Annotated in this window: 26 protein-coding genes; 18 read left to right on the forward strand and 8 right to left on the reverse strand. The window is 67.2% G+C overall.

What is annotated here, in order from left to right:
* Positions 1-72 precede the first annotated feature (72 nt).
* Positions 73-1,911, forward strand: coding sequence for an aminodeoxychorismate synthase component I (pabB, locus tag VIM12_RS08105; RefSeq protein ID WP_331941109.1), 1,839 nt, complete (start codon positions 73-75; stop codon positions 1,909-1,911).
* Here pabB and VIM12_RS08110 read toward each other — a convergent pair.
* From VIM12_RS08110 to VIM12_RS08120, 3 genes are all read right to left on the reverse strand, one after another.
* On the reverse strand, positions 1,873-2,769 hold the full coding sequence (locus tag VIM12_RS08110) for a DMT family transporter (protein WP_331941110.1): 897 nt from the start codon (positions 2,767-2,769) through the stop codon (positions 1,873-1,875). The genes pabB and VIM12_RS08110 overlap by 39 nt on opposite strands.
* Before the next feature lie 72 nt (positions 2,770-2,841).
* Positions 2,842-4,158 carry a YbfB/YjiJ family MFS transporter gene (locus VIM12_RS08115; RefSeq protein ID WP_414691769.1) on the reverse strand — a complete coding sequence of 439 codons (1,317 nt, stop codon included), beginning with the start codon at positions 4,156-4,158 and terminating at the stop codon, positions 2,842-2,844.
* Positions 4,050-4,922, reverse strand: a complete 873-nt coding sequence (locus VIM12_RS08120) for a DMT family transporter (protein ID WP_331941112.1) — start codon at positions 4,920-4,922, stop codon at positions 4,050-4,052. Before VIM12_RS08120 ends, VIM12_RS08115 begins: the two co-directional genes overlap by 109 nt.
* Before the next feature lie 195 nt (positions 4,923-5,117).
* Between VIM12_RS08120 and VIM12_RS08125 the strand changes: the two genes are divergently transcribed.
* Positions 5,118-5,444 carry a hypothetical protein gene (locus VIM12_RS08125; protein WP_331941113.1) on the forward strand — a complete coding sequence of 109 codons (327 nt, stop codon included), beginning with the start codon at positions 5,118-5,120 and terminating at the stop codon, positions 5,442-5,444.
* Here the strand turns inward: VIM12_RS08125 and VIM12_RS08130 are convergent.
* The 4 genes from VIM12_RS08130 to gpmA all read right to left on the reverse strand — a co-directional run bounded on the left by VIM12_RS08130 (position 5,441) and on the right by gpmA (position 9,897).
* The gene (locus VIM12_RS08130) at positions 5,441-6,190 is read right to left on the reverse strand and encodes a molybdopterin-synthase adenylyltransferase MoeB (protein WP_331941114.1); all 750 of its coding nucleotides are present in this window, start codon (positions 6,188-6,190) and stop codon (positions 5,441-5,443) included. The genes VIM12_RS08125 and VIM12_RS08130 overlap by 4 nt on opposite strands.
* A gap of 82 nt (positions 6,191-6,272) precedes the next feature.
* Positions 6,273-7,736, reverse strand: coding sequence for a S41 family peptidase (locus tag VIM12_RS08135; protein ID WP_331941115.1), 1,464 nt, complete (start codon positions 7,734-7,736; stop codon positions 6,273-6,275).
* 3 nt (positions 7,737-7,739) lie between these two features.
* Positions 7,740-9,110, reverse strand: a complete 1,371-nt coding sequence (locus VIM12_RS08140; protein ID WP_414691770.1) for a murein hydrolase activator EnvC family protein — start codon at positions 9,108-9,110, stop codon at positions 7,740-7,742.
* Between the two features lie 40 nt (positions 9,111-9,150).
* Positions 9,151-9,897, reverse strand: a complete 747-nt coding sequence (gene gpmA / locus VIM12_RS08145) for a 2,3-diphosphoglycerate-dependent phosphoglycerate mutase (RefSeq protein WP_331941116.1) — start codon at positions 9,895-9,897, stop codon at positions 9,151-9,153.
* Positions 9,898-10,006: 109 nt separating this feature from the next.
* Here gpmA and VIM12_RS08150 point away from each other — a divergent pair, with 109 nt between their 5' ends.
* The 5 genes from VIM12_RS08150 (at position 10,007) to VIM12_RS08170 (ending at position 12,875) form a co-directional block, all read left to right on the forward strand.
* Positions 10,007-10,408, forward strand: a complete 402-nt coding sequence (locus VIM12_RS08150; protein ID WP_331941117.1) for a rhodanese-like domain-containing protein — start codon at positions 10,007-10,009, stop codon at positions 10,406-10,408.
* A 12-nt stretch (positions 10,409-10,420) separates the two neighbouring features.
* On the forward strand, positions 10,421-10,684 hold the full coding sequence (gene grxC / locus VIM12_RS08155) for a glutaredoxin 3 (protein ID WP_331941118.1): 264 nt from the start codon (positions 10,421-10,423) through the stop codon (positions 10,682-10,684).
* A 100-nt stretch (positions 10,685-10,784) separates the two neighbouring features.
* Positions 10,785-11,279: a protein-export chaperone SecB gene (secB, locus tag VIM12_RS08160; protein WP_331941119.1), complete on the forward strand. Its 495-nt coding sequence runs from the start codon at positions 10,785-10,787 to the stop codon at positions 11,277-11,279.
* Positions 11,280-11,334: 55 nt separating this feature from the next.
* Entirely contained in the window at positions 11,335-11,781 is a 447-nt protein-coding gene (locus tag VIM12_RS08165) for an SH3 domain-containing protein (protein ID WP_331941120.1), read from the forward strand.
* Positions 11,782-11,882: 101 nt separating this feature from the next.
* Positions 11,883-12,875: an NAD(P)H-dependent glycerol-3-phosphate dehydrogenase gene (locus VIM12_RS08170; protein ID WP_331941121.1), complete on the forward strand. Its 993-nt coding sequence runs from the start codon at positions 11,883-11,885 to the stop codon at positions 12,873-12,875.
* A 6-nt stretch (positions 12,876-12,881) separates the two neighbouring features.
* Here VIM12_RS08170 and VIM12_RS08175 read toward each other — a convergent pair whose 3' ends face one another.
* Positions 12,882-13,232: a cupin domain-containing protein gene (locus VIM12_RS08175; RefSeq protein ID WP_331941122.1), complete on the reverse strand. Its 351-nt coding sequence runs from the start codon at positions 13,230-13,232 to the stop codon at positions 12,882-12,884.
* Between the two features lie 387 nt (positions 13,233-13,619).
* Here VIM12_RS08175 and gspG point away from each other — a divergent pair, with 387 nt between their 5' ends.
* Genes gspG through gspF form a run of 11 tightly spaced genes read left to right on the forward strand, consistent with a single transcriptional unit; the run spans position 13,620 to position 24,161 of the window.
* Positions 13,620-14,081, forward strand: coding sequence for a type II secretion system major pseudopilin GspG (gspG, locus tag VIM12_RS08180; RefSeq protein ID WP_331941123.1), 462 nt, complete (start codon positions 13,620-13,622; stop codon positions 14,079-14,081).
* On the forward strand, positions 14,069-14,569 hold the full coding sequence (locus VIM12_RS08185; RefSeq protein WP_331941124.1) for a GspH/FimT family protein: 501 nt from the start codon (positions 14,069-14,071) through the stop codon (positions 14,567-14,569). Before gspG ends, VIM12_RS08185 begins: the two co-directional genes overlap by 13 nt.
* Before the next feature lie 5 nt (positions 14,570-14,574).
* Positions 14,575-14,952 (forward strand): type II secretion system minor pseudopilin GspI, encoded by a 378-nt coding sequence (gene gspI / locus VIM12_RS08190; RefSeq protein WP_331941125.1) that lies wholly within the window; start codon positions 14,575-14,577, stop codon positions 14,950-14,952.
* Between the two features lie 3 nt (positions 14,953-14,955).
* A complete protein-coding gene (locus VIM12_RS08195; protein WP_331941126.1) occupies positions 14,956-15,636 on the forward strand; it encodes a PulJ/GspJ family protein in 681 nt (226 codons plus the stop codon).
* The gene (gene gspK / locus VIM12_RS08200) at positions 15,633-16,643 is read left to right on the forward strand and encodes a type II secretion system minor pseudopilin GspK (protein ID WP_331941127.1); all 1,011 of its coding nucleotides are present in this window, start codon (positions 15,633-15,635) and stop codon (positions 16,641-16,643) included. Before VIM12_RS08195 ends, gspK begins: the two co-directional genes overlap by 4 nt.
* A gap of 19 nt (positions 16,644-16,662) precedes the next feature.
* Positions 16,663-17,913, forward strand: a complete 1,251-nt coding sequence (gene gspL, locus VIM12_RS08205) for a type II secretion system protein GspL (protein ID WP_331941128.1) — start codon at positions 16,663-16,665, stop codon at positions 17,911-17,913.
* A complete protein-coding gene (gspM, locus tag VIM12_RS08210) occupies positions 17,910-18,449 on the forward strand; it encodes a type II secretion system protein GspM (RefSeq protein WP_331941129.1) in 540 nt (179 codons plus the stop codon). Before gspL ends, gspM begins: the two co-directional genes overlap by 4 nt.
* A 10-nt stretch (positions 18,450-18,459) precedes the next feature.
* Complete coding sequence (locus VIM12_RS08215) at positions 18,460-19,233, forward strand: type II secretion system protein N (protein ID WP_331941353.1); 774 nt, start codon at positions 18,460-18,462, stop codon at positions 19,231-19,233.
* On the forward strand, positions 19,230-21,485 hold the full coding sequence (gene gspD / locus VIM12_RS08220) for a type II secretion system secretin GspD (protein ID WP_331941130.1): 2,256 nt from the start codon (positions 19,230-19,232) through the stop codon (positions 21,483-21,485). The genes VIM12_RS08215 and gspD overlap by 4 nt, the downstream gene beginning before the upstream one ends.
* Before the next feature lie 18 nt (positions 21,486-21,503).
* On the forward strand, positions 21,504-22,931 hold the full coding sequence (gene gspE / locus VIM12_RS08225; protein ID WP_331941131.1) for a type II secretion system ATPase GspE: 1,428 nt from the start codon (positions 21,504-21,506) through the stop codon (positions 22,929-22,931).
* A gap of 9 nt (positions 22,932-22,940) precedes the next feature.
* On the forward strand, positions 22,941-24,161 hold the full coding sequence (gene gspF / locus VIM12_RS08230) for a type II secretion system inner membrane protein GspF (protein WP_331941132.1): 1,221 nt from the start codon (positions 22,941-22,943) through the stop codon (positions 24,159-24,161).
* Positions 24,162-24,170 lie beyond the last annotated feature (9 nt).

Raw genomic sequence — 24,170 nt, forward strand, 5'->3', positions numbered from 1 at the left:
CGGGCGTACAATGGCGGTATCCGGCATGCCGTCGCCCGGCCTGATCAGCACGCCGCTTCGCAGGACGCCCGCATGATGTCTTCCCGCACGATGCCGCCCGAATGCTTTGCCTTGCTCGACGATGCAGGGGCAGGGCAGGCCGATCCCCGCTCGCGTCTCTATACCGGCCATGCCGGCACGCTCTCCTGCAATGACGGCCGCGAGCTCGCCGCGCTGCTGGCGAAGATGGAGGCGGCGCTGCGCGAAGGCCTGCACGCGGTCGGGCTGTTCGACTACGAGCTGGGCGCGCAGATGCAGGACATCGCGCCCCGGGAGGGCGTCATGCCGACGGCGCGCATCCTGCTTTTCCGGCAGTGCGACATGCTCTCGGCCGGGCAGGTCGATGCGTGGCTGGCGCAACGGGAGGACGGGCAGGGGCCGGCGGGCATCGCCGGCGTGGAGGCGGACACCGACGAGGCCGCCTTCAACCAGGCGATTGAACGCATCCGCGCCTGGATCGCCGCCGGCGATACCTACCAGGTGAACTACACCTACCGCTTGCGCTTCGATGCCTGGGGCGAGCCGTCGGCCCTCTACCGGCGGCTGCGGGAACGCCAGCCGGTACCCTACGGCGCGTTGGTCGCCCTGCCGGACGGCGCGGCGGTGCTGTCGCTGTCGCCCGAGCTGTTCATCCGTTGCGACGGCGGCATGCTGACGGCGCGGCCCATGAAGGGTACTGCCGCCGCCTGCGGCGATGCCGAAGCCGATGCGCGCAGCGCCGACGCGCTCGCCGCCGACCCCAAGAACCGCGCCGAGAACCTGATGATCGTCGATTTGCTGCGCAACGACCTTGGCCGCATCGCCGCCACGGGCACCGTGCAGGTGCCCGCCTTGTTCAGCGTCGACCGCTACAGCAGCGTGCTGCAAATGACCTCCACCGTGCAGGCGCGACTGCGCCCGGGAACCGGACTGGCGGAGGTGTTCGGTGCGCTGTATCCCTGTGGCTCGATCACCGGCGCGCCCAAGCGGCGCACGATGCAGATCATCCGGGAACTGGAGCGCCATCCGCGCGGCCTCTATACCGGTGCGATCGGCTGGTTCGACGCGTCGGCCGGGACGGCGGCGGCCGGCGACTTCTGCCTGTCGGTGCCGATCCGCACGCTGGTGCTGCAGCCGCCGCATGGCGTCAGACTGCGCCGGGGCGAGCTTGGCGTCGGCGCCGGCATCGTCCATGACAGCAATGCCGCGGAGGAGTACGCCGAGTGCAGGCTGAAGGCAGGGTTCCTGACCGGCATGCGCCAGGGCTTTGACCTGTTCGAGACCATGCACGCGACGCGCGACGGCATACGCCATCTCGCCCTGCACCTGCAGCGCCTGCGCGGGTCCGCACGCTACTTCGGTTTCGCCCTCGACGAGGCCGCGCTGCGGGAGCACCTGCGCCGGACCTGCGACGGACTGGGCGGGGCGGGGCAGTGGCGCCTTCGCCTTGCGCTGCATGGGGACGGCACATGGACCGTGCACTCGGCACCGCTGGCGCCGCTGTCCGGACCGGTGGATGTCTTCATTTCGCGACAGGCCTGTGCCTTCGACGACCTGTTCCTGCGCCACAAGACGACACTCCGCGCAGCCTACGATGCAGGCTGGCGGGCCGCGGAGGCGCGCGGCGGCTTCGACATGCTGTACTTTAATGACCGCGGCGAGCTGACGGAAGGCGGCCGCAGCAATGTCTTCCTGAAGCTGGACGGCGCCTGGCTCACGCCACCGCTGGCGGCCGGCCTGCTGCCCGGCGTGATGCGTACCGTCCTGCTGGCCGACCCGGCGTGGCAGGCGAGCGAGCGCACGATCACTCGCGAGGACCTGCTGCGCGCCGAGGCGCTGGTGGTGTGCAATGCCCTACGCGGTCCGCTGCCGGCCCGCCTCGTCCTTGACTGAATCCGGCTGGAATACCACCAGCCAGGTGGCGGCGATCACCAGCGCGCAGCCCGCGATCGTCGCCATCGTGATCGGCTCCCCGAGGAACAGCGCGCCCCAGCCCAGTGCAAACAGCGGGATCAGGAAAGTCACGGTCAATGCCCTGGTCGGACCGATGTCCGCGATCAGGCGAAAATAGATGAAGTAGGCGACGGCGCTGCACAGCAAGGCCAGCATGGCGGCGATCAGCAGGACGAACGCGGTCGGCTCCGCGCGCACCGGCGCCAGCGGCAGGAAGGGCAGCAGCACCAGCGTCGCAGCGAGCTGGGAGCCGGTCGCCATCTGCTGTGCACCCACGGCATTCGACTTGCGTTTCGAATACACCCCTGCCAGCGCGTAGCACAGGGCCGCACCCGCGCAGGCCAGCGTGGCGACCAGCACCTCGGGCGTAAACGCCACCGGACCCAGGCGCACCAGCAGGGCCACGCCGACGATGCCGCTGGCGAGACCCGCCAGCTTGCGCAGCGTCAGTTGCTCGCCGAGCATCAGCGCGCCGGCCAGGGCACCCCAGAGCGGGCTCGTTGCGTTCAGGATGGCGGCGTACCCGGCCGGTATCGTCAGCGCGGCATACGAGAACAACGCGAAGGGCAGTGCCGAATTCAACGTGCCGAGCGCGAGGAAGTGCTTCCAGTGGGCGCCGAATTGCATCGGCTTGCGCCGCACGGCCATGAACAGCAGCATGGCGAGGCCCGCGATTGCCACGCGCGCCTCGGCGGTCCACAGCGGTCCCAGGACCGGCGCGATCATGCGGGTGAACAGGAAGGACGCGCCCCAGATGGCGGCGAGGACGACAAGTCGGATCAGGTCGGTGCTTTGCATGGCAGGCCAGTCTAAGGAAGATGCGTCAGCATAGTCCTTGCGGAGACCCCGCGCTGGCCGCATTCGGACACCTCAGTCCACCAGCGTCGCCTCCTGCAGCGGCCGCTGCCGGGACGCAATCAGCGCGCCGGCGGCCAGCGCCGCCGCCGAGAACACGAGGCCGCCGCGCAATCCACCGCCTGCGTCCGAGATCCATCCCGCCACCGTCGGCCCGACGATCTGCCCGAACGCGAAGACGGTCGTGAAGGCGCCGATGCCGGCCGACCAGAGCGGCGCGGGCAGGTTGTGCCGGACCAGCGCGGTGGTGGAGGCGACCACCGACAGGAAGACGGCGCCGAACAGCAGGCCGGATGCAAACACGGCCGGCGTTGCCGCGGTGAGCACCGGCAGCAGCGTGGCCAGCGCGAGCAGGCCGTTGAGGATGGCGAGCGCCTGGCCGCCCTTGTAGCGGTCGAGCAGACCGGCCCAGATGCGCGACGAGGCGAGCACGGCGAGGCCCAGCAGCGCATAGAATGCGGTGATCGCCCGCGCCGCCATGCCCTGCTCCCGGAGCAGCGCGACGACGAAGGTCATGTAGCCGATATAACCGACGCCGAACATGAAATACCCTGCCAGCCCGAAGGCGAAACTGCGCGGTCGGAACCCGCCGCGCGCCGCAGCCGCGGACGCCGCGCCGTCCACTGCCTGTGCGGGCAGGGCCATGAGCGCCGTCATCGCCAGGCAGGCCGCGCCCAGCGCCAGCCACGCCCACTGCCAGCCATGCGTTGCCCCGTGCCGTGCCGCCGTCTCCAGCGCCGCGGGCACGGCAAGCGCGGCCAGGGTGATACCGATGCCGGTGCCCCCGTAGTACAGGCCGATCAGGAAGCCGGCGCGCTGCGGATGCAGGGCGCCAAGGCGGGCCGCCAGCAGGCCGCCGGAAATGAAGATGAAGGCGCTGGCGAACCCGGCAAGGACACGTTGCGTCATCAGCGCCGCCGTATCGGTCATCATGCCCGACAGCAGCAGGAAGGCAGCGGTCAGCAACGCCCCGCCGAGCAGCGCGTGCTGCGCGCGCAGGCGGCGCATCAGCATCGGCGTCAACAGCGCGCCCACGAAGTAGCCGGCGGCATTCGCGGTGTTCATCGCGCCGGCCAGCAGGTAGCTCCAGCCGAGGTCATCGCGCATCGGCGGCAGCAGCAGGCCATAGGAAAAACGCGAGAGTCCGAGCGAGATGGCGGCGCCCAGCGACAGGGCAAGCGCGGTCAGCCGCGGTCGGCGCAATGCAAACCCGGCCGCCGGTTTCACAGGCGGCGTCCCGGCGCCAGCACCATCGCCATCGCGGCCAGCACTACCAGGCCGCCGAACAGGGTGGCGGCGCCGACCGCCTCGCCGAGGAACAGCACGCCCCATCCCATGCTGAACAGCGGGATCAGGAACGAGACGGACATCGCTCGTGTCGGTCCGACCCGGACGATCATCGGAATGAACAATGCCTGCGCCAGCCCGGACGACAGCAGGGCCATCGCGAGGATGCAGCCCAGCGCCAGCGGAGACGGCATGGCGTCCGGCAGCGCAAACGGCACCGTGGGCAGCATCATCAGCCCGCCGAGGGCCAGCGAACCCGCCGCCATCGCGATCGGATGGATGTCGCCTGGCCGCCCGGTCTTCTTCACCACGATGGTGGAAAGCGCGTAGCCGGCCGCGGCAAGCAGGCAGGCGCCGACTGCGACCGCCGTCGCCAGCGTCGGTGGCAGCGTACCGGCGCCGACCAGGATGGCCACGCCGGCAATGCCGAGCACCAGTCCGGCCAGCTTGCCCATGGTCAGCCGCTCGCCGAGCAGCATCACCGACAGCAGCGCGCTGAACAGCGGTGCGGTGGCGTTCAGCACGGCGGAATAGGCGGCGGGCAGAGTGAGGGCGGCGAAGGAGAAGCAGGTGAACGGCAGGACGCCGGCGAAGAAGCCGACCAGCGCGAACGGCTTCAGGTTGCGCCGCCAGTGCATCTCCACCTTGCTCAGCCGTGCGTATGTCAGCAGCGCGCCGCCGGCGATCGCGGTGCGCAGCGTGGCGGTCAGCAGCGGGCCGGCTTCGGGCACCGCGATGCGCAGGAAGATGAATGAGCCGCCCCAGATTGCGGAGAGAAAGACCAGCTTGGCGAGGTCGGCTGCCGTCATGTCGGGTGGGAGATGCAGCGAGGAAAGAAGCAGTCGATTGTAGCACCGGGCCGAAACCGTCGTCTGAAGGCCTTTGCGCCTCGGTCGCTTGCAGCAGCGCAAGGGTCCGTCGACGCCGCGATGGCGCCGTTGCGATGCGCCAAAGGTGCCCGTCGCGAACCGGCGAATAATCGCTCGGGAAGGGGAGATTGCAAAATGTTCAAGGATTCAAATCTGCCGTGCTGCTGCGCGCTGGCCTTGGCTGCCTGCCTCGCCGTACCGCTGGCCGGGTGCAAGGCCGACGGCGCCGCGCATGCCGTCTCGAATGACAGTAGTACCTTTGCCATCCGGCCTTCCGCCGAACGGGAGGCGCGGCACTTCGATCTGTATAACCACTACCGCGCAGTACACGACCGGCCCCGCCACCAGATCGCCGACAGCCTGCAGGACGACGGCGGCAGTCGGCCGATGCTGCGGGACGCGGCCCTATCGCTTGCCGGCGTCGCAGCCGAGTGCTCCAGCCGCGCCTTCACGGACGATTAGTGCGTGCCGCAGACGGCGCAGCCAGGGCTGCGCGCCACCCGGATTTCGGTCCATTCCATGTGGCGCGCGTCGAGCAGCAGCAGGCGTCCGGCGAGTGACCGGCCAATGCCGGCCAGCAGCTTCAGCGCTTCCGCCGCCTGCATGGTGCCGATGATGCCGACTAGCGGCGCGAACACGCCCATGGTCGAGCACAGCACTTCCTCGAACTGCTGGTCCGGGGGGAACAGGCAGGCGTAGCAGGGGGCGTCGTCCCGGCGACTGTCGAACACCGAGACCTGCCCGTCGAAGCGGATCGCCGCGCCCGACACCAGCGGCACCCTGCGCGCCACGCACGCCTGGTTCACCGCGTGCCGCGTCGCGAAGTTGTCGCTGCAGTCGAGCACCACGTCGGCCTCGCCGGCCAGTTCCACCAGCCGATCGCCCTGCAGCCGTTCCGCCAGTGCCACCACCTCGACCTCCGGATTGATCTCCTCCAGCGCCGCCTTCCCCGATGCGGCCTTCGGCTGCCCGACGCGGCCGGTGGTATGCATGATTTGCCGCTGCAGGTTGGTCAGGTCGACGCTGTCGTTGTCGACCAGGGTGATTTTTCCCATTCCGGCGGAGGCGAGGTAGAGCGCGGCCGGGGATCCGAGCCCGCCGGCCCCGACCACGAGCGCATGCCCGTCGAGCAGCTTCTGCTGGCCTTCTATGCCGATGTCGTCGAGGAGGATGTGGCGCGAATAGCGCAGCAGCTGATTGTCGTTCATGTCTGGTTGCCTCCTTGCCGACGGATGGCGCCTGCAATGAAAAAGGCCGCATCGCTGCGGCCTTTCTTTGCCCGGGAAGGCCTTACTTCTTCTCGGAGGTTCCGTTGCCGTTGGTCGTTTCGTTGATCGTGTTTTCCTTCTTGCTCTCGACCTTCGCCGATTTCGAGAGCTGCACCGGCAGGCCCTTCAGGTGATTCAGCGCCTGGGCAAGCTGGAAATCGTCCTTGCTGCCGAGCTCCAGCGGCTTGCGCTTCTTCTCGAGGGCGGCCAGGCGCTGCTCTTCTTCGAGCTCGTCAAGCTTGCGGGCGGCCTCTTCCTTGTCGCGGTCGTTCTGCAGATGCTTGGTCAGATCCGCTTCGCGCAGCCGCAGGCCGTTCAGGCCGTCGCCTTCAGGCGTCTCGTCCACCAGCAGGTCGGGCACGATGCCCTTGGCCTGGATCGCGCGGCCGTTGGGGGTGTAGTAGCGCGCGGTGGTGAGCTTGACCGCGGTGTCCGCGGTCAGCTGGCGGATCGTCTGCACCGATCCCTTGCCGAAGGTCTGCGTGCCCATGATGGTGGCCCGCTTGTAGTCCTGCAGCGCACCTGCAACGATTTCCGAAGCCGACGCCGAACCGGCATTCACCAGCACCACGATCGGCACCTTCTTGGCCGCTTCCGGCAGGCGCGCCAGCGGGTCGCTGCCGGACATGCGCGACGAGGTGTAGAACTCGCGGCGCGCATAGAACGTCTGCTTGGAATCGGGCAGCTGGCCGTTGGTGGACACGATCGGCACGTCCTTCGGCAGGAACGCGGCCGACACGCCGATGGCGCCGGGCAGCACACCGCCGGGGTCGTTGCGCAGGTCGAGCACCAGGCCCTTCAGGTTCGGTTCCTGCTGGAAGATGGCGGTCAGCTTCTTGGCCATGTCGTCGACGGTCGGCTCCTGGAACTGGGCCACGCGCAGCCAGGCGTAGCCCGGCTCCACGACCTTCGACTTCACGCTCTGCACGCGGATCTCCTGGCGCGTGATCGAGACGATGACCGGCTTGTCCTCATCCTTGCGGGCGATGGTCAGCGTGATCTTGGTGTTCGGCTCGCCGCGCATGCGCTTGACGGCCTCATCCAGCGTCAGGCCCTTCACCGGCGTGTTGTCGAGGCGGGTGATCAGGTCACCGGCCTTCAGCCCCGCCTTGAACGCGGGTGAGTCCTCGATCGGCGAAATCACCTTCACGTAGCCGTCTTCCATCCCGACCTCGATGCCGAGGCCGACGAACTTGCCCTGCGTGCCTTCACGCAGCTCCTTGAATGCTTTCTTGTCGAGATAGGCGGAGTGCGGATCAAGCGACGCGACCATCCCGGAAATCGCCTCGGTCAGCAGCTTCTTGTCCTCGACCGGTTCGACGTAGTCGCTTTTGATCAGGCCGAACACGTCGGCCAGCTGGCGCAACTCCTCGAGCGGCAACGGCGACGCGCTCTTCTGCGCGCTTGCCTCGAATTGCATCGAACCTGCGATGCCGGCCACGACACCAAGACCGATCAGGCCGAAATTCTTGAGTTTGCTGCCCATGTATCACCTAGTAGTTATCCACCCCAGAGGGTCGATTGCGCGGCCTTGATGCCGCATTTCAAAGTATAAACCCGATTGTTCATTGCCGCCGCTGTTGCCGGCGCTGGCAATCGTGTCCCCGGTCCTGACCGAATCGCCGACGCGCTTCAGCACCGCCTGGTTGTTGCCGTAGATCGTCATGTACTGGTTCCCATGGTCGACGATCACCAGGTTGCCGAAGCCGCGCAGCCATTCCGCGAAAATCACCTGTCCGGCTGCCACCGCCTTGACCTCGGCGCCTTCCGTTGCCTTGATGAAGAGGCCCTTCCACGCCGGACCGTCGCTGCGCTTGCTGCCGTACTTCGCGAGCAGGTCGCCCTTCACCGGCAGCCGCAGGCGACCGCGGAGCGCGCTGAAGGCCTGCCCCGGGCCACCGTCTTGGACGGTGGGGTCCGGGACGAGTTCATTCCGCGCCAGGCTTTTCGGCGGTTCGTCGTCATCAATTGCATCAGGATTGGACGGCGCCGTCTTGACGGAACGCATTTTTGCCGCCGCCTCGCTTTTCGCCTTCGCACGCGCAAGCTGTTCCTGGCGCCTTTTCTCCTGCGCCGCGGCTTCCGCCTTGCGTTGTTCTTCGATTAACCTGCCGAGCCGGTCGACCAGGGCGCTCAGCCGCACCGCATCGCGCTCGATGTTGCCGACTTCCTTGCGTTGCGCCGCCAGCCTGGTCGACAGCTGGGCCAGCAGGGCGCCGCGGCGGGACTTTTCTTTTTCGAGCTGGGCCTTCTGCTGCCGCTGCTCGGCGGCGATCTCGTCGAGGTCGTCCTTGGCTTGCTGAGTGTCCGCGCGGTTGGTCTCGATCGCCGCCAGGTTGGCTTGCAGCGATTCGATCAGCCTGGCCTGCGCCTGCGATACGTAGCCCATGTACTGCAGCTCGCGATTGATCCGGTTGGGATTGTCGCCCGACAGCAGGAGCTTCATCCGGTCTTCGTTGCCGGCGACGTATTGCCGGCGCAGCAGCGCTGCAAGACGCTGCTGCTGCCCGGCGATGGTGCGCGCGAGGCGTTCCTGCTGCTGCGCCAGGCGTGCCAGCCGCGCCTCGACTTCGCGTTGCTCGTCCGCCAGCTCATGGAGCGCGCGGTTTGCTTCCGATATCGCCTCCTCGGAGCGGGCGAGGGCGTCGGCGGCATGGCTCTTCGCAGTCTCGGTCTGGGAAATCTCGCGCTTGAGCGCGCCGAGCTTCTGCTGCAGCTCGGCGCGTTCCGCCTCGGCGACGCGCTTCTGCCTGGACCGCTCGCTGACCTTGTTCGCATGTGCCGGGGGAAGGCACAGCAGGAGCGCCGCGACGAGCGCCGGCAGGTAGCCCGCGAGGTGGAACTTGCGCTGGTGCTTCAACGGGGAATCCTGTCCGGCGTGGTGGGGATGGCGCGGGATGCTACTTCGCCTTGCCCTGGCTGGCGACTGCCTTCATCGCCGCTTCGATCGCGGCCTGGTCGCCCAGGTAGTAGCTCCGGATCGGATTCAGGTTGGCATCCAGCTCATAGACCAGCGGCTGGCCGTTGGGGATGTTCAGGCCGACGATGTCCTGGTCGCTGATGCCGTCCAGACTCTTGATGAGCGCCCGTAGGCTGTTGCCGTGCGCCGAGATCAGGATCTTGCGCCCGGCGCGGATGGCCGGAGCGATCGATTCGTCCCACGCGGGCATGACGCGCGCCACCGTGTCCTTCAGGCATTCCGTCAGCGGAATCTGCTCGTTCTTCAGATGCGCGTAGCGCGGATCCTTGAACGAGGTACGGGGATCATCGGCGGCCAGGGGGTTCGGCGGCACGTCGTAGCTGCGGCGCCAGACCAACACCTGCTCGTCGCCATACTGCGCGGCCGTCTCTGCCTTGTTCAGGCCCTGCAGCGCGCCGTAGTGGCGCTCGTTCAGGCGCCAGTCGTGCTCCACCGGCAGCCACATCAGGTCCATTTCGTCCAGTGTCAGCCAAAGCGTGCGGATCGCGCGTTTCAGCACCGAGGTATAGCAGAGGTCGAATTCGAATCCGGCTTCCTTCAGGATACGGCCGGCCTGCCGCGCCTCGTTGATCCCCTTTTCGGTCAGGTCGACGTCGGTCCATCCTGTGAATCGGTTCTCCAGGTTCCAGGTGGACTCGCCGTGGCGCATCAATACGATTTTGTACATGGTAGAGAGTGGAAAGGTAAGAAAACGGCCCAAGCGGGAAGTGCGGCTTGAAATGCTATATCGGCTTCTATTTTATAATGTTGGGATTGCTTAAAACCATTGGAGTACCGTGAAATTTCTCATTGATAACGTCTGGCTGATCGCCATCGCGCTGATTTCCGGGGGCGCGCTGCTCTGGCCCGGGCTACAGCGCCGCGGCAAGACCGTCTCCACGCTGCAGGCAACCCAGTTGATCAACCAGGGACGCGCCCTGATCCTCGACGTGCGCGACCCGGCCGCATTCAATGCAGGCCATCTGCGCGACGCCAAGAACATTCCCATCAAGGAACTGTCGAACCGGATCGGCGAACTCGACAAGTTCAAGGCCAAGACCGCCATCGTGGTCTGCCAGTCCGGCGCCCAGGCCGGGAAAGTCGCTTCCCGCCTGAAGGCCGCGGGATTCAGCGAAGCCGTCTCGCTTGAAGGCGGCATCGCCGCATGGCAGTCCCAGGGCCTGCCGCTCACCAGATAAGGAATTCAGATCATGACCGCACGCGTCCTGATGTACAGCACCGGAGTTTGCCCCTATTGCGCGATGGCCGAGCGCCTGCTCAAGTCCAAGGGCGTGGACAACATCGAGAAGGTCCGCATCGACCTCGACCCGGAGCAGCGCGCCGAGATGATGCAGAAGACCGGCCGCCGTACCGTTCCGCAGATTTACATCGGCGATACGCATGTCGGCGGTTTCGACGACCTGAGCGCGCTCGACCACGCCGGCAAGCTGGATCCGCTGCTGCAGGGAGCTTGATCTCCCTTCCCGGAGCCGGCATGCGTTAGTGCTAACATTGCGTCCTCGAGGACGGCGCGAAGCCGTCCTTTTTCCTTCCCGTACATTACGAAAGCAGCCCATGTCCGACCAGAACCAACAGCCCGTATTCCAGATCCAGCGCGTGTACCTGAAAGACCTGTCGCTGGAGCAGCCGAACTCGCCGGCGATATTCCTGGAGCAGGAAGGCCCGAACATCGAAATCGCGGTCGACGTCGGCGTCGAAGCCCTGGCCGAAACCATCTTTGAATCGACGGTCACCATCACCGTCACCGCCAAGGTCAAGGACAAGGTGGCCTTCCTGGTGGAAGGCAAGCAGGCCGGCATCTTCGAAGCCGCCAACATTCCGCCGGAGCAGCTCGATCCGCTGCTCGGGATCGGCTGCCCGAACATCATCTATCCCTACCTGCGCGCCAATATCGCCGATATCATCACCCGCGCGGGCTTCCCGCCGGTGCACCTGGCCGAGATCAACTTCGAGGCGTTCTACCAGCAGCGGCTGCAGGCATTGCAGCAACAGCAGCAGGGCGGGTCCGGTCTGGTGATGCCGGACGGCACCGCAGCCGTCAAGCAGTAACCGGAAAACGGGCAGGCCGCATGATGCGCCTGCCGCCTATTGCAGGGAGAGCCTGATGAAGATTGCGCGTCTGGCCTTGCTGGGCGCCGGCCTGCTGAGTGCGGCCGGTGCCGCGCAGGCACTCGAGTTCAAGTCGGTCGGCGCAACCCCGGCCATTCTCTATGACGCGCCCTCCAGCAAGGGCCGCAAGGTGTTCGTCGCACCGCGCGGCATGCCGGTCGAGGTAGTGCTCACCTACGGGGAATGGACCAAGGTGCGTGACGCCGCCGGCAGCCTGTCGTGGGTGGAGTCAAAGTCGCTGTCGCCAAAGCGGACCGTCATCACCGGTGCGCCGGGCGTGCGCGTGCGCGAGTCCGCCACCGATACGGCCAACGTGGTGTTCACCGCCGAGAAGGGCGTCCTGCTGGACTTCCTCGATGCCAGCAATCCTGGCTGGGTGCGCGTGCGGCATATCGACGGCCAGGCCGGTTTCATCCGTGCCGGCGAGGTCTGGGGCGAATAAGGCCCGGACACGATCCAGCAGGCGCGGAGCAGGGCGGAAGGCCGCGCACGCGGCCCCACAGAACCGATGGCGGTAAGCGTAGCGACACCCGGAAGATCCACATGAACATCACGATACTCGGCGCCGGCGCATGGGGCACCGCGCTGGCGATACTCCTTGCCGACCGCCATCCCGTCGTCCTCTGGGGGCGTTCGTCGGACGCGATGCGGGAGGCCGCCGAACACCGCGAGAACCGTGCCTACCTGCCTGGATTCCCGCTCCCGGCTCCGCTTGCCCCGACCGCGGATTTCGATGCCGCCGTTGCCCACGCGGGCAAGGACGGGCTGCTGATTGTCGCGACCTCGGTGGCGGGCCTGCGTCCGGTCGCGCAGCGGTTGCGACCGCATGCCGTGCCGAACCTCGTCTGGCTGTGCAAGGGGCTGGAGGAGGGCAGCCGGATGCTGCCGCACCAGGTGGTGAGCGAGACCCTGGGGGAGACGCTGCCGCACGGCGCATTGTCGGGACCTTCCTTTGCCCAGGAGGTTGCGCGCGGGATGCCGTGCGCGCTGACGATCGCCTCGGCGTCGCAGTCCCTGCGCGACCAGGTCGTGCAGGCGGTGCATGCGCGTGCCCTGCGGGTCTATTCCAGCGACGACCTGACGGGCGTGGAAGTCGGGGGCGCGGTGAAGAACATCCTTGCGATCGCCACCGGCGTTACCGATGGCCTCGGACTCGGGCTCAATGCGCGGGCCGCGCTGATCACGCGCGGCCTGGCGGAAATCACCCGCCTTGGCGTTGCGCTCGGCGGACGGACGGAAACCTTCATGGGGCTTACCGGGGTCGGCGACCTTATCCTGACCTGCACCGGCGACCTGTCGCGCAACCGCCAGGTTGGCCTTGCCCTGGCGCGCGGGACCAAGCTTGAAGCGATCGTGCAGGAGCTCGGCCATGTCGCCGAAGGCGTGCGCTGCGCGCAGGCGGTGCGCGCGCTGGCGAGGGAGCGCGGTGTGGAGATGCCGATTACGGAAGCGGTCGCCGCGGTGCTGTTCGACGGCGAATCGCCGGCAGCAACGCTGGAAAGATTGCTCGCGCGGGACCCGCGCAGCGAGGCCTAGGCAGGATCAGTCGTCGTCCTTGCTGTTTTCTCCCTTGCGCAACATCGTCATCAGCAGCGAGGCGTCTTCCAGCGCCGACAACGAGTAGGGGGTGTGGCCGTACAGGTAGAGCATCTCCCCCGCTGACAGCCGTTGCGCCTGGTCGCCCGTCTGCACATCGACCGTGCCCTCAAGGCATTGCAGGGTCATCTCCCCTTCGACGTGATGTTCCGGGACGGACTTACCCTTCGGCAACACGAGGCGCATCACCTCGACGTCATCGGTGCGGAACAGTGCTGTCGAAGCTGCCGCGCCTAGCCGAGGGCCAAGCGGGCGGACATCAATCGGCTCTCCGGGGCCGGGGTGGGGCAGGGACATGAGGGCTCTCCTCTTCTGTGCACGCGATACCTTCCAGACTCCGCGGCCGCCCGCTTTGTTCCTTTCACAAAACCATAGCGCTGCTGAGGCGCAATGCTTCAGGTCCGATGCGGTGGCCGAAAAATTTCTCCCGGACGAAAAACTATTTGATCCGGCTCAAGTCAGAGTGTGGGCAGGGAGGGCAATCTGCCGCCTGCCGCCCATTAATAACTACAGTAACGGGCGCCGCCGTGACGAGCCGGCCGAGAGAAAGTTTCTGTCATCTCAAGGTTCTTCCAGGAAATTAGACCGATAATGCCCCTGGCTCCAGTGCCCTGGGTGCGGAGGTCATGCCCCCGGCTCCCGATTTATACTAGGCCCTTGTCGTCCTTCACTTCTATGGAAAACATGCGCAATCATCTCGCCAACCTGTCCCGTGCAACCCGCCTTGCCAAGACCCGCGGCTTCACCCTGATCGAAATCATGGTGGTGGTCGTCATCATGGGCATCCTTGCCGCCCTCGTGGTGCCGAAGCTGATGGGTCGCGCGGACGATGCCCGAATCACTGCCGCTAGGCAGGACATCTCCACGATGATGGCGGCGCTCAAACTCTACCGGCTCGACAACCAGCGCTATCCGACCACCGAGCAGGGCCTGCAGGCACTCGTCAGCAAGCCCACCTCGGGACCCGCCGCCAACGGCTGGAAGAGCGGCGGCTACATCGACAAGCTGCCGAAGGATCCCTGGGGCGGCCAGTACCAGTACCTCTCGCCGGGAGTGAAGGGCGAGGTGGACGTCTTCTCCTACGGCGCCGACGGCCAGCCCGGCGGCGCCGGCAATGATGCCGACATCGGTTCGTGGGACCAGTAAGCCAAGCCATCCGGCAGCCGCAACGACGCGCCGCCGCGCGCGGATTCACCCTGCTCGAGCTGCTGGTGGTGCTGGTCATCGCCGGCATCCTGCTCGGCATGATTGCCTTCAACGCGATGCCGGGCGAACGCCAGGCGCTGCAGAACGAAGCCCAGCGCCTGGCGCTGCTGATGCAGCTGGCGCGTGACGAGGCGATCGTGCGCAACCGCCCGATCGCCTTCGAGGCGGACGGCGACCGCTATCGTTTCCTGGTGCGCGACGGCCAGACCTGGACCGTCCTGAGGGATGACGAACTGCTGCGCGAGCGGCAGTTCGAGCGCACTCCGCTGGCGCTCTCGATCGCGCCCCAGGTTGCCGCAGACGACGGCCCGCTGCGGATCGTGTTCGGCCGCGAGCCGGTCGACAAGCCCTTCCTGCTCACCCTGTCTTCCGGCGAGACCAGCGTCTCGGTCCGCGCGGATGGGGTGGGGCATTTCACCGTGGAGTGACGCAGATGCGCTCGCGTTCCTTCCAGTCCAGCCTTGGCTTCACCTTGCTCGAAGTGCTCGTGGCGCTGGTCGTGGTCGGTACCGCGCTCGGCGCCAGCCTGCGCGCGGTCGCCAGCCTGACCCAGAACAGCGTCGGCCTGCGTTCGGCCATGATGGCGACCTGGTCGGCCGAGAACCATCTGGCCAACATCCGGCTACGGGGCGAATTCCCCGAGTTCGGAAAGCGTAGCGTCGAATGCCCGCAGGGCGAATTGCGCCTGGTGTGCGAGGAGGAAGTCATCGCCACCCCGAATCCCTATTTCCGCCGGGTCGAGGTCAACGTGTTCGATGCGGAGAACCCGGGCCGCCGCATCATCAAGCTGTCGCAGATCGTGGGGCGCTGAACGATGAGACCGCAGCGCCGCAGCCGCGGCTTTACCCTGATCGAACTCCTGGTCGCCATCACCGTGATGGCGATCGTCGCCGTGCTCGGCTGGCGCGGCCTCGACAGCATCATCCGCGCCCGCGTCTCGCTGAACGACGAGCTGGCACTGACCCGCGGCCTCCAGCTCGCCTTCGCCCAGATGCAGAGCGATTGCGCGAACATCGCGCAGGCGGCGGATATCGGGAACCGGCCGACGCTCGCCGCCCAGGCCGGCAGGATTGCCCTCATTCGCATGACCTATGCCGAGAACCAGCCGTCACGGATACAGGTCGTGAGCTACCGGGTGGAGGATGGCCGGCTGGTGCGGCGCGAATCGGTGCCGACGCGCGAACTGCAGGCGCTCGATGCGGCATGGAGCAATGCCATCGGCGACCGCGACGCCACCCAGGGCGTCGTGCTGAGTGCCAACGTGGGCGGCATGGGTGTGCGCAACTGGAACCTTGCCGGCGGCGGCTGGCAGGCCGCGAACGGCATCGTCGGCGGCACGCCGCAGGCCGGTCAGGTCGTTCCTCCCCCTGCCGGCGGCGGCGCGCCCGCGGCGTCGAGCCAGGCGCAACAGGGACCGACGGGCATCGAGGTATCCCTGCAGCTGAACGGGCAGCCGGCCAGCCTGGTGAAGGTCTTCCTGCTGGGGGCCTCATGAGGACCCGTCTCTCCCGCCAGCGCGGCGTCGCGGTGATCACCGCCCTGCTGCTGACGACGCTGGCCATCACGATCGTCGCCAGCCTGTTCTGGCAGCAGCAGGTGCAGGTGCGCTCGATCGAGAACCAGCGCCTCCAGCTGCAGAAGCAATGGATCCTGCGCGGTGCGCTCGACTGGAGCAGCCTGATCCTGCGCGAGGACAAAATCGTCGACACCCGGGGCGGCAAGCCCGGCATCGACCACCTGGGCGAGCCCTGGGCAGTGCCGCTGGCAGAGACCCGGCTCGACCAGTACGTGGACAATCCGCAAGCCGCCGGCGACATGCCGGATGCGGCGCTTTCCGGCGGCATCGTCGACGCCACTTCCCGCTACAACCTCGGCAACCTGGTCAAGGGCGGCCAGTTGCAGCCGGAGGAGGTCGCGGTCTTTGGCCGCCTGCTCGGTTTCCTCCAGCTCAACCCTTCGCTCGCCCAGGCCGCCGCCAACCTGATGCAGAGCGCCGCGGCCAGCGCAGGCGCCGGCGGCACCGGAACTGGCGCGCCGGCCAGCACGCCGGGCGCGGGATCCGGCAGCCAGCCTCTGAAGATGATGCAGGTCGAGGACCTCCTGGCGGTACCCGGATTTACGCCGGAGGCCGTTGAGAAGCTGAAGAATTACGTGGTATTCATTCCGCTGCAGCCTTCGCAGGAGGGCAACAAGCCGGTGCCGATCAATGTGAACACGGCGCCGGCGGAGGTCATTGCCGCGAGAATTGCTACACTTCCGCTGTCGGAAGCAACCAGCGTTGTTGCCAAACGTCAAAACGCGGCATTCTCGGATGTGCAATCTTTCGTGACCGCCCTGGGCCGGCAGTCGCTCAGTTCCACCGGCCTGGCGGTAAGCACTGACTATTTTCTGATCAACGGCATTGTTCGCCTGAACCGCGCGGGAATGGAAATGCAAGCAATGATCGACCGGGGCGGACTGAACGCCAGGAAGCCCAAGGTCCTGTGGATCCGTCAGAACTAAGAAAAAGAGAAACGACATCTTGAGCACACTCTTCATTCGCCTGCCCTCCCATGCCGTGGCCCAGGGCCTGCAGCCGGGCATGCCCCTGTACTGCGAGTTCGCGCTGTCCGGCGCCGGCCGCAACGTGGAGCGGGAAGGAGTCGCCGCGCTGCCCGACATGGGCGAGATGGTGTCGCGCGCGCAGCGCGTCGTGCTGCTGCTTGCCGCCAGCGACGTCACGCTGCTGCGGGTGCAGGTGCCGCCGCTGTCGCCCGCGCGACTGCGTGCGGCGCTGCCGAACATGGTGGAAGACCAGCTGATGAGCGACCCGGCCGAGTGCGTCGTCGTCGCCGACAATACCCGCAACACCACGCGCACCGTCGCCGTCATGCAGCGCAGTTGGCTGGAGGTGCTGTCGCGCACGCTGCTCGGCCTCGGCGCGCGCAGCGTCACCGCCCTTCCAGCTCAGCTCTGTCTGCCCGCGGCTCCCGGCGCCGTCAGCGCCGCCGTGGCCGAGCACGGCCTCGACGTCGATGTCGCCGTGCGCCTGGCCGAGCATGAAGGTATCGGCCTGTCGGTCGTCGCCGATCAGCAGGAGTCGGCCGCCTTCGAGGTGCTGCAGTCGCTGGCAGCGGTGGTGCGCGAGGGCCCGCTCGATCTTTACGTCCCGCCGCCGCGGTTGCGCGACTACGAAGAATCGCTGCATATCGCGCCTGGCCTGAATGAACGCATCACGGTGCACGCCGACAGCTGGCAGCGTTGGATCGCCGCCGCAGGCGACGCGCCGCTCGAGATGATGGCCGGCCTTGGCGCCGCCGCCGGTCCCCGCCTGGACTGGAAGCGCTGGCGCTGGCCGCTGGCGCTGGCGGCGGCCCTGTTGCTGGTCAACGTCATCGCCCTGAATATCGACTGGTTGCGAATGCGTCGCGAAGCGGACGCGCTCAGCGCCGGGATGATCCAGACCTACCGCGCCGCGTTTCCCAAGGACCCGGTGGTGATCGATCCGCTGGCGCAGTTGCGGCAGAAGCTGTCGGCGTCGCAACGCGGCACGGGCCAGCTCGCTCCCGACGATTTCCTGGCGCTTTCCGCCGCGTTCGGCGAGGCATGGAACGGCGCGGGGAACAACCCCGGCGTGCTGGCAGGCCTCGAATATCGTGATCGCGTGCTGAATGTCCGGCTCAAACCGGGCAGCGAAGTGCAGATCGAGCCGCTGCAAAGCGCGCTGGCATCCCGCAACCTGTCGATCAGCCGGAGCGGCGACAACCTGTTGCAGGTCAGGAGCGGCAAATGAACGCAACGACAAAGTCAGCAACACGCGTGGGCGGATGGAAGCAGTCGGCCGCCGCATTCTGGAACGACCGCAACCAGCGCGAACGCAGGATGCTGGCGGCTGCGGCGGCCGTCGTCGTGCTGGGCCTCATCTACGCGCTGTTGATCGATCCGGCGCTGAGCGGGCGCGGCGACCTCGAAAAGCGGCTTCCCGCGCTGCGCCAGCAGGCGGCGGAAGTGCAGGCCCTGGCGAAGCAGGCCCGCGATGTGCCGGCAGCGCCGGCAGCGGCCGCGCCGGCGACGCCGATGACGCGCGAGAGCCTGGAGACCGCGCTCTCACGCAAGGGATTGAAGGCGCAGAACCTCAGCGTGACCGGCGAGCTGGCGAAGGTGCAGTTGAACGGCGTACCTTTCTCCGCGCTGGTCGACTGGCTGGTCGAGATGCAGGGCGCCCCGCGGGTGTCCGTGCTGGATGCCAATATCGAGGCGCAGGCACAGCCGGATACGGTCAATGCGACGCTCACGCTGCGCCAGCAGCGCGGCGAGCAGGCGCGCTGAGGGGCCGGGCGTGCGGCGATTCCTGTTATGGTTGAGCGCCGGCCTGTTGGCAGTGCTGGCAACGGTGGTGGTGTTCTGTCCGGCGTCGTGGATGTCGGTGCTGGTCGAAAGGCAGACCGGCGGACGGCTGACCCTGGGCGATGCGCAAGGGACCTTGTGGCGCGGTTCGGCCTTCGTCGGCGGCGCGCCGAGCGGCAGCGATCCGGTCACGCCGCTGTTGCCCGGCCGCTTCAGCTGGACACTGTCTCCGCTGGTCCTGCTGGGCCAGGTCGACGCCGCCGTGAGCAATCCCGATGCGCTGGCCCAGGAGCTGCGCATCACCGGCAGCTGGAACCAGTGGCAGGTCAATGCCGGCAGCATGATGCTGCCGGCCGAGCGTCTCGCCGGCCTCGGCGCGCCGCTCAACACGATACAACCGGCCGGGCGCATCCGGCTGGAGTGGACGCCGCTGCGGCTGACCCGCGCAGGCAACGAGATCGCGGTCGGCGGCACCACGACGCTGCACATGGAGGACATGGCCTCGCGTCTGTCACCGATCAAACCCCTGGGCGCTTACCAACTGATAATGGATTGGCGCGGCAGCCAGGCGGCGCTTGAGTTGAAGTCGGTGCGGGGGCCGCTCTTGCTTAACGGCAGCGGGTCACTGACGAACGGCAGGCTGCAGTTTTCAGGCAGGGCGGAAGCAGAAGAAGGGCAGGAAGACAGGCTGGCAAATCTCTTGAATTTGCTGGGACAACGCCGGAGGATCGGCGACAAGGACGTAATCGCGCTAGAGTTCAAATGAAAAAAAATCCATCAGCAGCAACATCGGGCAAGGGCGGCTGGCGCCGCCTCGGGGCAACCGCAATGCTGGCCTGCTTCATCGCCGGCCAGCCGTTCGCCGTCGTCCATGCCCAGGACCCGTCCTCGAACCAGGCCACGCTCAATTTCGTCGGCGCCGACATCGACTCGGTGGTGAAGGCGATCGGGCACTACACCCGCACCACCTTCGTCATCGACCCGCGGGTCAAGGGCACCATCAACCTGGTGTCGGAGCAGCCGGTGAGCAAGGCGCAGGCGCTCGACATGCTGGGCTCCGCGCTGCGACTGCAGGGCTACGCGATGGTGCGCAGCGGCACGGTCACCAAGGTGGTGCCGGAAGCCGAGGGCAAGCTGCAGGCCGGCCCGATCCAGACCGGTGAGGTCCGCGGCGACCAGATCGCGACGCAGATCTTCCGTCTCAGCTATGAATCGGCGAACAACCTGGTGCAGATCCTGCGTCCGCTCATCTCCCCGAACAACACGATCAACGTCAATCCGGGCAACAACAGCATCGTCATCACCGACTATGCCGACAACCTCCGCCGCCTCGGCCGCATCATCGCCTCGCTCGACGTGCCGGCCACCGGCGACATGGACGTGGTGCCGGTCCGCCATGCGGTGGCCACCGACATCGCCGTGATGGTCAATCGCCTGATGGAGGGCGCCGCCGCGCCCGGCGCCGCCGATCCCGGCCGGGTGTCGGTACTCGCCGACGCCCGCACCAACTCCCTGATCATCCGTGCGCCCTCGCCCGCGCGGGCCAGCCTCGCGCGGTCCTTGATCCAGAAGCTGGACCAGCCCACCGCGCAACCCGGCAACGTGCACGTCGTCTACCTGCGCAATGCCGATGCGGTGCGGCTCGCGCAGACATTGCGTGCCGTCGTCGCCGGCGACTCGTCCTCGCAGCCCGGCGGCCAGGCCACGCAGCAGCAGCAGCCGCAGCAGCAGAACAGCGGCCTCAACAGCAACACCGGCAACCAGCAGGGCGGGCTCGGGCAGGGGGCGATGAACCCGTCCGGCGTGCAGACGCCGGTGGCCCTGCCGACCGGCGGACCCGGCGGCTTCATCCAGGCCGACCCGGCCACCAACACCCTGATCATCACCGCGAGCGAAGCGGTCTACCGCAACCTGCGGACCGTGATCGACCAGCTCGACGCGCGCCGCGCCCAGGTCTACGTCGAATCGCTGATCGTCGAGGTGTCGGCGGAGAAGGCCGCCGAGCTCGGCGTGCAATGGCTCGGCCTGTCCGGCGACGATGCCAGCCGCTACCGCGTCGGCGGCGGCACCGCCTTCTCCACCGGCGGCAACAACATCATCAACCAGGTCGTGGCCGCCAACAGCGCCAACGGCACGCTGGCGCCGCCGGGCAACGGTCTCACGCTCGGCGTGTTCCGGCAGATCAACGGCGCCCTCGGCCTGGGCGCGCTGGCCCGGGCACTGGAAACCGATGCCGGTGCCAACATCCTGTCGATCCCGAACCTGATCACGCTCGACAACGAAGAGGCGCGCATCATCGTCGGCCAGAACGTGCCGTTCATCACCGGCCAGTACACGACGCAGGCTTCCGGCGGCGCCGCAGGCGTCAACCCCTTCCAGACGGTCGAACGGCGGGACGTCGGCCTGTCGCTGCGCGTGCGTCCGCAGATCTCCGAAGGCGGCACCATCAAGCTGGCGATTTACCAGGAAACCTCGAGCATCCGCGATACCACGAATGCAGCCGGGATCATTACCAACAAGCGCTCGATCGAGTCCAACGTGCTGGTCGATGACGGCCAGGTCATCGTGCTCGGCGGCCTGATTCAGGAAGAAGGCCAGGACGGCAACGAGAAGGTGCCCGGACTTGGCGACGTGCCGGTACTCGGCAACCTCTTCAAATACCAGACGCGCAGGAACACCAAGACCAATTTGATGGTCTTCCTACGTCCGACCGTGATCCGCACCGCCGAGCAGAGCGTCGACGTGATGGCAAATCGCTACGACTACATCCGCGGCGTGCAGACGCAGGGCCAGAGGAGCAATTCGCTGCTGCTGCCCAACGCGGTGGCGCCGACCCTGCCGCCGATGCAGGACGGCCAGCCGGTCGGCGGCGCGATGCTGAATATCGTGCCGCAGCGGTCGCCCCAGCAGGCGCCGCCGCAGCAGGCGCCGCAACAGCCCGGCGTCCCGGCGTCGCCGGCGCCCATTCCGAACAGCCCGGCGCCGCCGCCGGAGCAGAACCTGAACAGAACGCAGTAACAGAGAGTGAGTAACGCCATGACCGATGCCCGACTTCTACCCTATGCATTTGCACGCGACCACGCCGTGCTCGCGCGCCGCAGCGAGGCGGCGGCCAATGCCGTCGAGGTATGGGTATCGGAAGCCACCGCCCCCTCGGCCATCTCCGAGGTGAGCCGCCGTTTCGGCCGGGTCAAGCTGAAGTCGCTGCCGCGAGAGGACCTCGAAGCGGCGATTGCCAACGCCTATGCCAATTCCGGCGGCGACGCCGCCCAGGTGGTCGACGAGGTGGAATCCGACCTCGATCTCGCCAAGCTGATGCTGGACATGCCGGCCATCGAGGACCTGCTGGAGTCGGCCGACGACGCCCCGGTGATCCGCATGATCAATGCGCTGCTGACCCAGGCCCTGCGAGAGGAGGCATCCGATATCCACATCGAGCCGTTCGAGCAGGTGTCGGTGGTGCGCTTCCGGGTGGACGGCGCCCTGCGCGACATCGTGCGGCCGAAGAAGGCCATCCACGCATCGCTCATTTCCCGTATCAAGATCATGGCCCAGCTCGACATCGCCGAGAAGCGCCTGCCGCAGGACGGCCGCATTGCACTGCGGGTTGGCGGCAAGGCGGTCGACGTGCGTGTCTCGACGCTGCCGACCGGCCACGGCGAGCGCGCCGTGCTGCGTCTGCTGGACAAGGAAGGCGGCCGCATGGACCTGAGCCATCTCGGCATGAGCGCCGACGTGCAGCAGCGTTTCGACAGGCTGATCAGCCAGCCGCACGGCATCGTGCTGGTGACGGGCCCGACCGGCTCGGGCAAGACCACCACCCTGTATGCCGCCCTGACCAAGCTGAACGCGCCCGCGACCAACATCCTGACGGTGGAGGACCCGATCGAATACGAGCTGGCCGGCGTCGGCCAGACCCAGGTCAACGCGCGCATCGACATGACGTTTGCGAAGGCGCTGCGCGCCATCCTGCGCCAGGATCCCGACGTCATCATGATCGGCGAGATCCGCGACCTCGAGACCGCGCAGATCGCGGTGCAGGCATCGCTGACCGGCCACCTGGTGCTGGCCACCCTGCACACCAACGACTCGGCGGCGGCGATCACCCGCCTGCTCGACATGGGCATCGAGCCCTTCCTGCTGTCCTCGTCCCTGCTCGGCGTGGTCGCCCAGCGGCTCGTGCGCAAGCTGTGTCCGGTCTGCCGCCGGCACGACGGCCAGCAGTGGCATGCGGTGGGCTGCGACAAGTGCGGGATGACCGGCTTCCAGGGGCGCGTCGGTATTTATGAACTGCTCGAAACCACCGACGAGATCCGCTCGCAGATTCACGACCGTGCTTCCGAGGCCGACATCCGGGCCATTGCCCAGCGCAACGGCATGCGCACCATGCGCGAGGACGGCGAGCGCTGGATCGCCGACGGCATCACCACGCCGGCCGAGCTGCTGCGCGTGGCGAAAGAGTAAAGAAAGATCATGCCCGCATTTCGCTATGAGGCCGTCGACGCGGCCGGCGCCACCCGGAAAGGCGTGATCAACGCCGAAAGCCCGCGCGGCGCCCGTTCCGACCTGCGCGCGCAGGGCCTCGTGCCCATCGTGGTCGACGCCATCGCCGCCCAGGTCGATGAACTCGGCCAGGCGCGGCGGCGCACCTTCGGCGACCGCCTGTCCACGACCGAGCTCGCGCTGTTCACCCGACAACTCGCCAGCCTGCTGGAAGCCAGCCTGCCGCTGGAGCAGGCATTCACCGCCCTGCTCGAACAGGCCGAGCGTACTTACGTGCGCGACCTGGTCGCGTCGATTCGCGCCGAGGTAATGGGCGGCTCCTCGCTGTCCGACGCCTTGTCCCGCCATCCACGCGACTTCACCGACATCTACCGGGCGCTGGTCGCCTCGGGCGAACAGATCGGCCAGCTGTCGCGCGTCCTGTCGCGCCTGGCGGACTACATCGAACGCCGCAATTCGCTGGTGCAGAAGGTGCGGCTGGCATTCACCTATCCGGCGATCGTGACCGTGGTCGCGTTCGCGATCGTGATCTTCCTGCTGGCCTACGTGGTGCCGCAGATTGTCTCGGTGTTCGCCAACACCAAGCAGAAGCTGCCGCTGCTGACCGTCATCATGCTCGCCATCTCCGATTTCGTCCGCAGCTACGGCTGGATCGTGGCCCTGGCCCTGGTCGGCGGCTTCCTTGCGTGGCGAAGCGCCCTGAAGAATCCGGACATCAAGTATCGCTGGCACCGCTGGCTGCTGACCGCGCCCTTGTACGGCAAGTTCGAGCGCAGCCTCAATACCGCCCGCTTCGCCAGCACGCTGGCCATCACGACCGGCTCCGGCGTGCCGATCCTGCGCGCGCTGCAGACGAGCCGCGACACGCTCTCCAACGTCGCCATGCGCGAGCAGGTCGAGGAGGCCACCACCAGCGTGCGCGAAGGGGTGGGGCTGGCGCGGGCGCTGGCGACACACAAGCACTTTCCCCCCATGCTGGTGCACATGATCCGGGCCGGGGAGGCTACCGGAGAACTGCCGGCGATGCTGGAACGCGCATCCAATGCGCAGGAGCAGGACCTCGAGCGTCGCGCGCTGACCATCGCAGGCCTGCTGGAACCGGCGCTGATCCTGGTGATGGGCGTGGTGGTGCTGCTGATCGTGCTGGCCGTGCTGATGCCGATCATCGAAATCAACCAGCTGGTGCGGTGACCAAGAACA

The sequence above is a fragment of the Noviherbaspirillum sp. genome (assembly GCF_036563305.1).
Lineage (GTDB): Bacteria > Pseudomonadota > Gammaproteobacteria > Burkholderiales > Burkholderiaceae_D > Noviherbaspirillum.

Bases quoted from the DNA above. Each gene is read 5' to 3' on its own strand.
- VIM12_RS08120 (WP_331941112.1), bottom strand. From the start codon at position 4,922: ATGACGGCAGCCGACCTCGCCAAGCTGGTCTTTCTCTCCGCAATCTGG.
- gspG (WP_331941123.1), top strand. From the start codon at position 13,620: ATGCGCAATCATCTCGCCAACCTGTCCCGTGCAACCCGCCTTGCCAAG.
- gspD (WP_331941130.1), top strand. From the start codon at position 19,230: ATGAAAAAAAATCCATCAGCAGCAACATCGGGCAAGGGCGGCTGGCGC.
- VIM12_RS08195 (WP_331941126.1), top strand. From the start codon at position 14,956: ATGAGACCGCAGCGCCGCAGCCGCGGCTTTACCCTGATCGAACTCCTG.
- gspE (WP_331941131.1), top strand. From the start codon at position 21,504: ATGACCGATGCCCGACTTCTACCCTATGCATTTGCACGCGACCACGCC.
- VIM12_RS08115 (WP_414691769.1), bottom strand. From the start codon at position 4,158: ATGGGGCGTGCTGTTCCTCGGCGAGGCGGTCGGCGCCGCCACCCTGTT.
- gspI (WP_331941125.1), top strand. From the start codon at position 14,575: ATGCGCTCGCGTTCCTTCCAGTCCAGCCTTGGCTTCACCTTGCTCGAA.
- VIM12_RS08110 (WP_331941110.1), bottom strand. From the start codon at position 2,769: ATGCAAAGCACCGACCTGATCCGACTTGTCGTCCTCGCCGCCATCTGG.
- VIM12_RS08165 (WP_331941120.1), top strand. From the start codon at position 11,335: ATGAAGATTGCGCGTCTGGCCTTGCTGGGCGCCGGCCTGCTGAGTGCG.
- VIM12_RS08175 (WP_331941122.1), bottom strand. From the start codon at position 13,232: ATGTCCCTGCCCCACCCCGGCCCCGGAGAGCCGATTGATGTCCGCCCG.
- gspF (WP_331941132.1), top strand. From the start codon at position 22,941: ATGCCCGCATTTCGCTATGAGGCCGTCGACGCGGCCGGCGCCACCCGG.
- VIM12_RS08130 (WP_331941114.1), bottom strand. From the start codon at position 6,190: ATGAACGACAATCAGCTGCTGCGCTATTCGCGCCACATCCTCCTCGAC.
- gspM (WP_331941129.1), top strand. From the start codon at position 17,910: ATGAACGCAACGACAAAGTCAGCAACACGCGTGGGCGGATGGAAGCAG.
- VIM12_RS08170 (WP_331941121.1), top strand. From the start codon at position 11,883: ATGAACATCACGATACTCGGCGCCGGCGCATGGGGCACCGCGCTGGCG.
- gpmA (WP_331941116.1), bottom strand. From the start codon at position 9,897: ATGTACAAAATCGTATTGATGCGCCACGGCGAGTCCACCTGGAACCTG.
- pabB (WP_331941109.1), top strand. From the start codon at position 73: ATGATGTCTTCCCGCACGATGCCGCCCGAATGCTTTGCCTTGCTCGAC.
- VIM12_RS08135 (WP_331941115.1), bottom strand. From the start codon at position 7,736: ATGGGCAGCAAACTCAAGAATTTCGGCCTGATCGGTCTTGGTGTCGTG.
- grxC (WP_331941118.1), top strand. From the start codon at position 10,421: ATGACCGCACGCGTCCTGATGTACAGCACCGGAGTTTGCCCCTATTGC.
- secB (WP_331941119.1), top strand. From the start codon at position 10,785: ATGTCCGACCAGAACCAACAGCCCGTATTCCAGATCCAGCGCGTGTAC.
- gspK (WP_331941127.1), top strand. From the start codon at position 15,633: ATGAGGACCCGTCTCTCCCGCCAGCGCGGCGTCGCGGTGATCACCGCC.
- VIM12_RS08125 (WP_331941113.1), top strand. From the start codon at position 5,118: ATGTTCAAGGATTCAAATCTGCCGTGCTGCTGCGCGCTGGCCTTGGCT.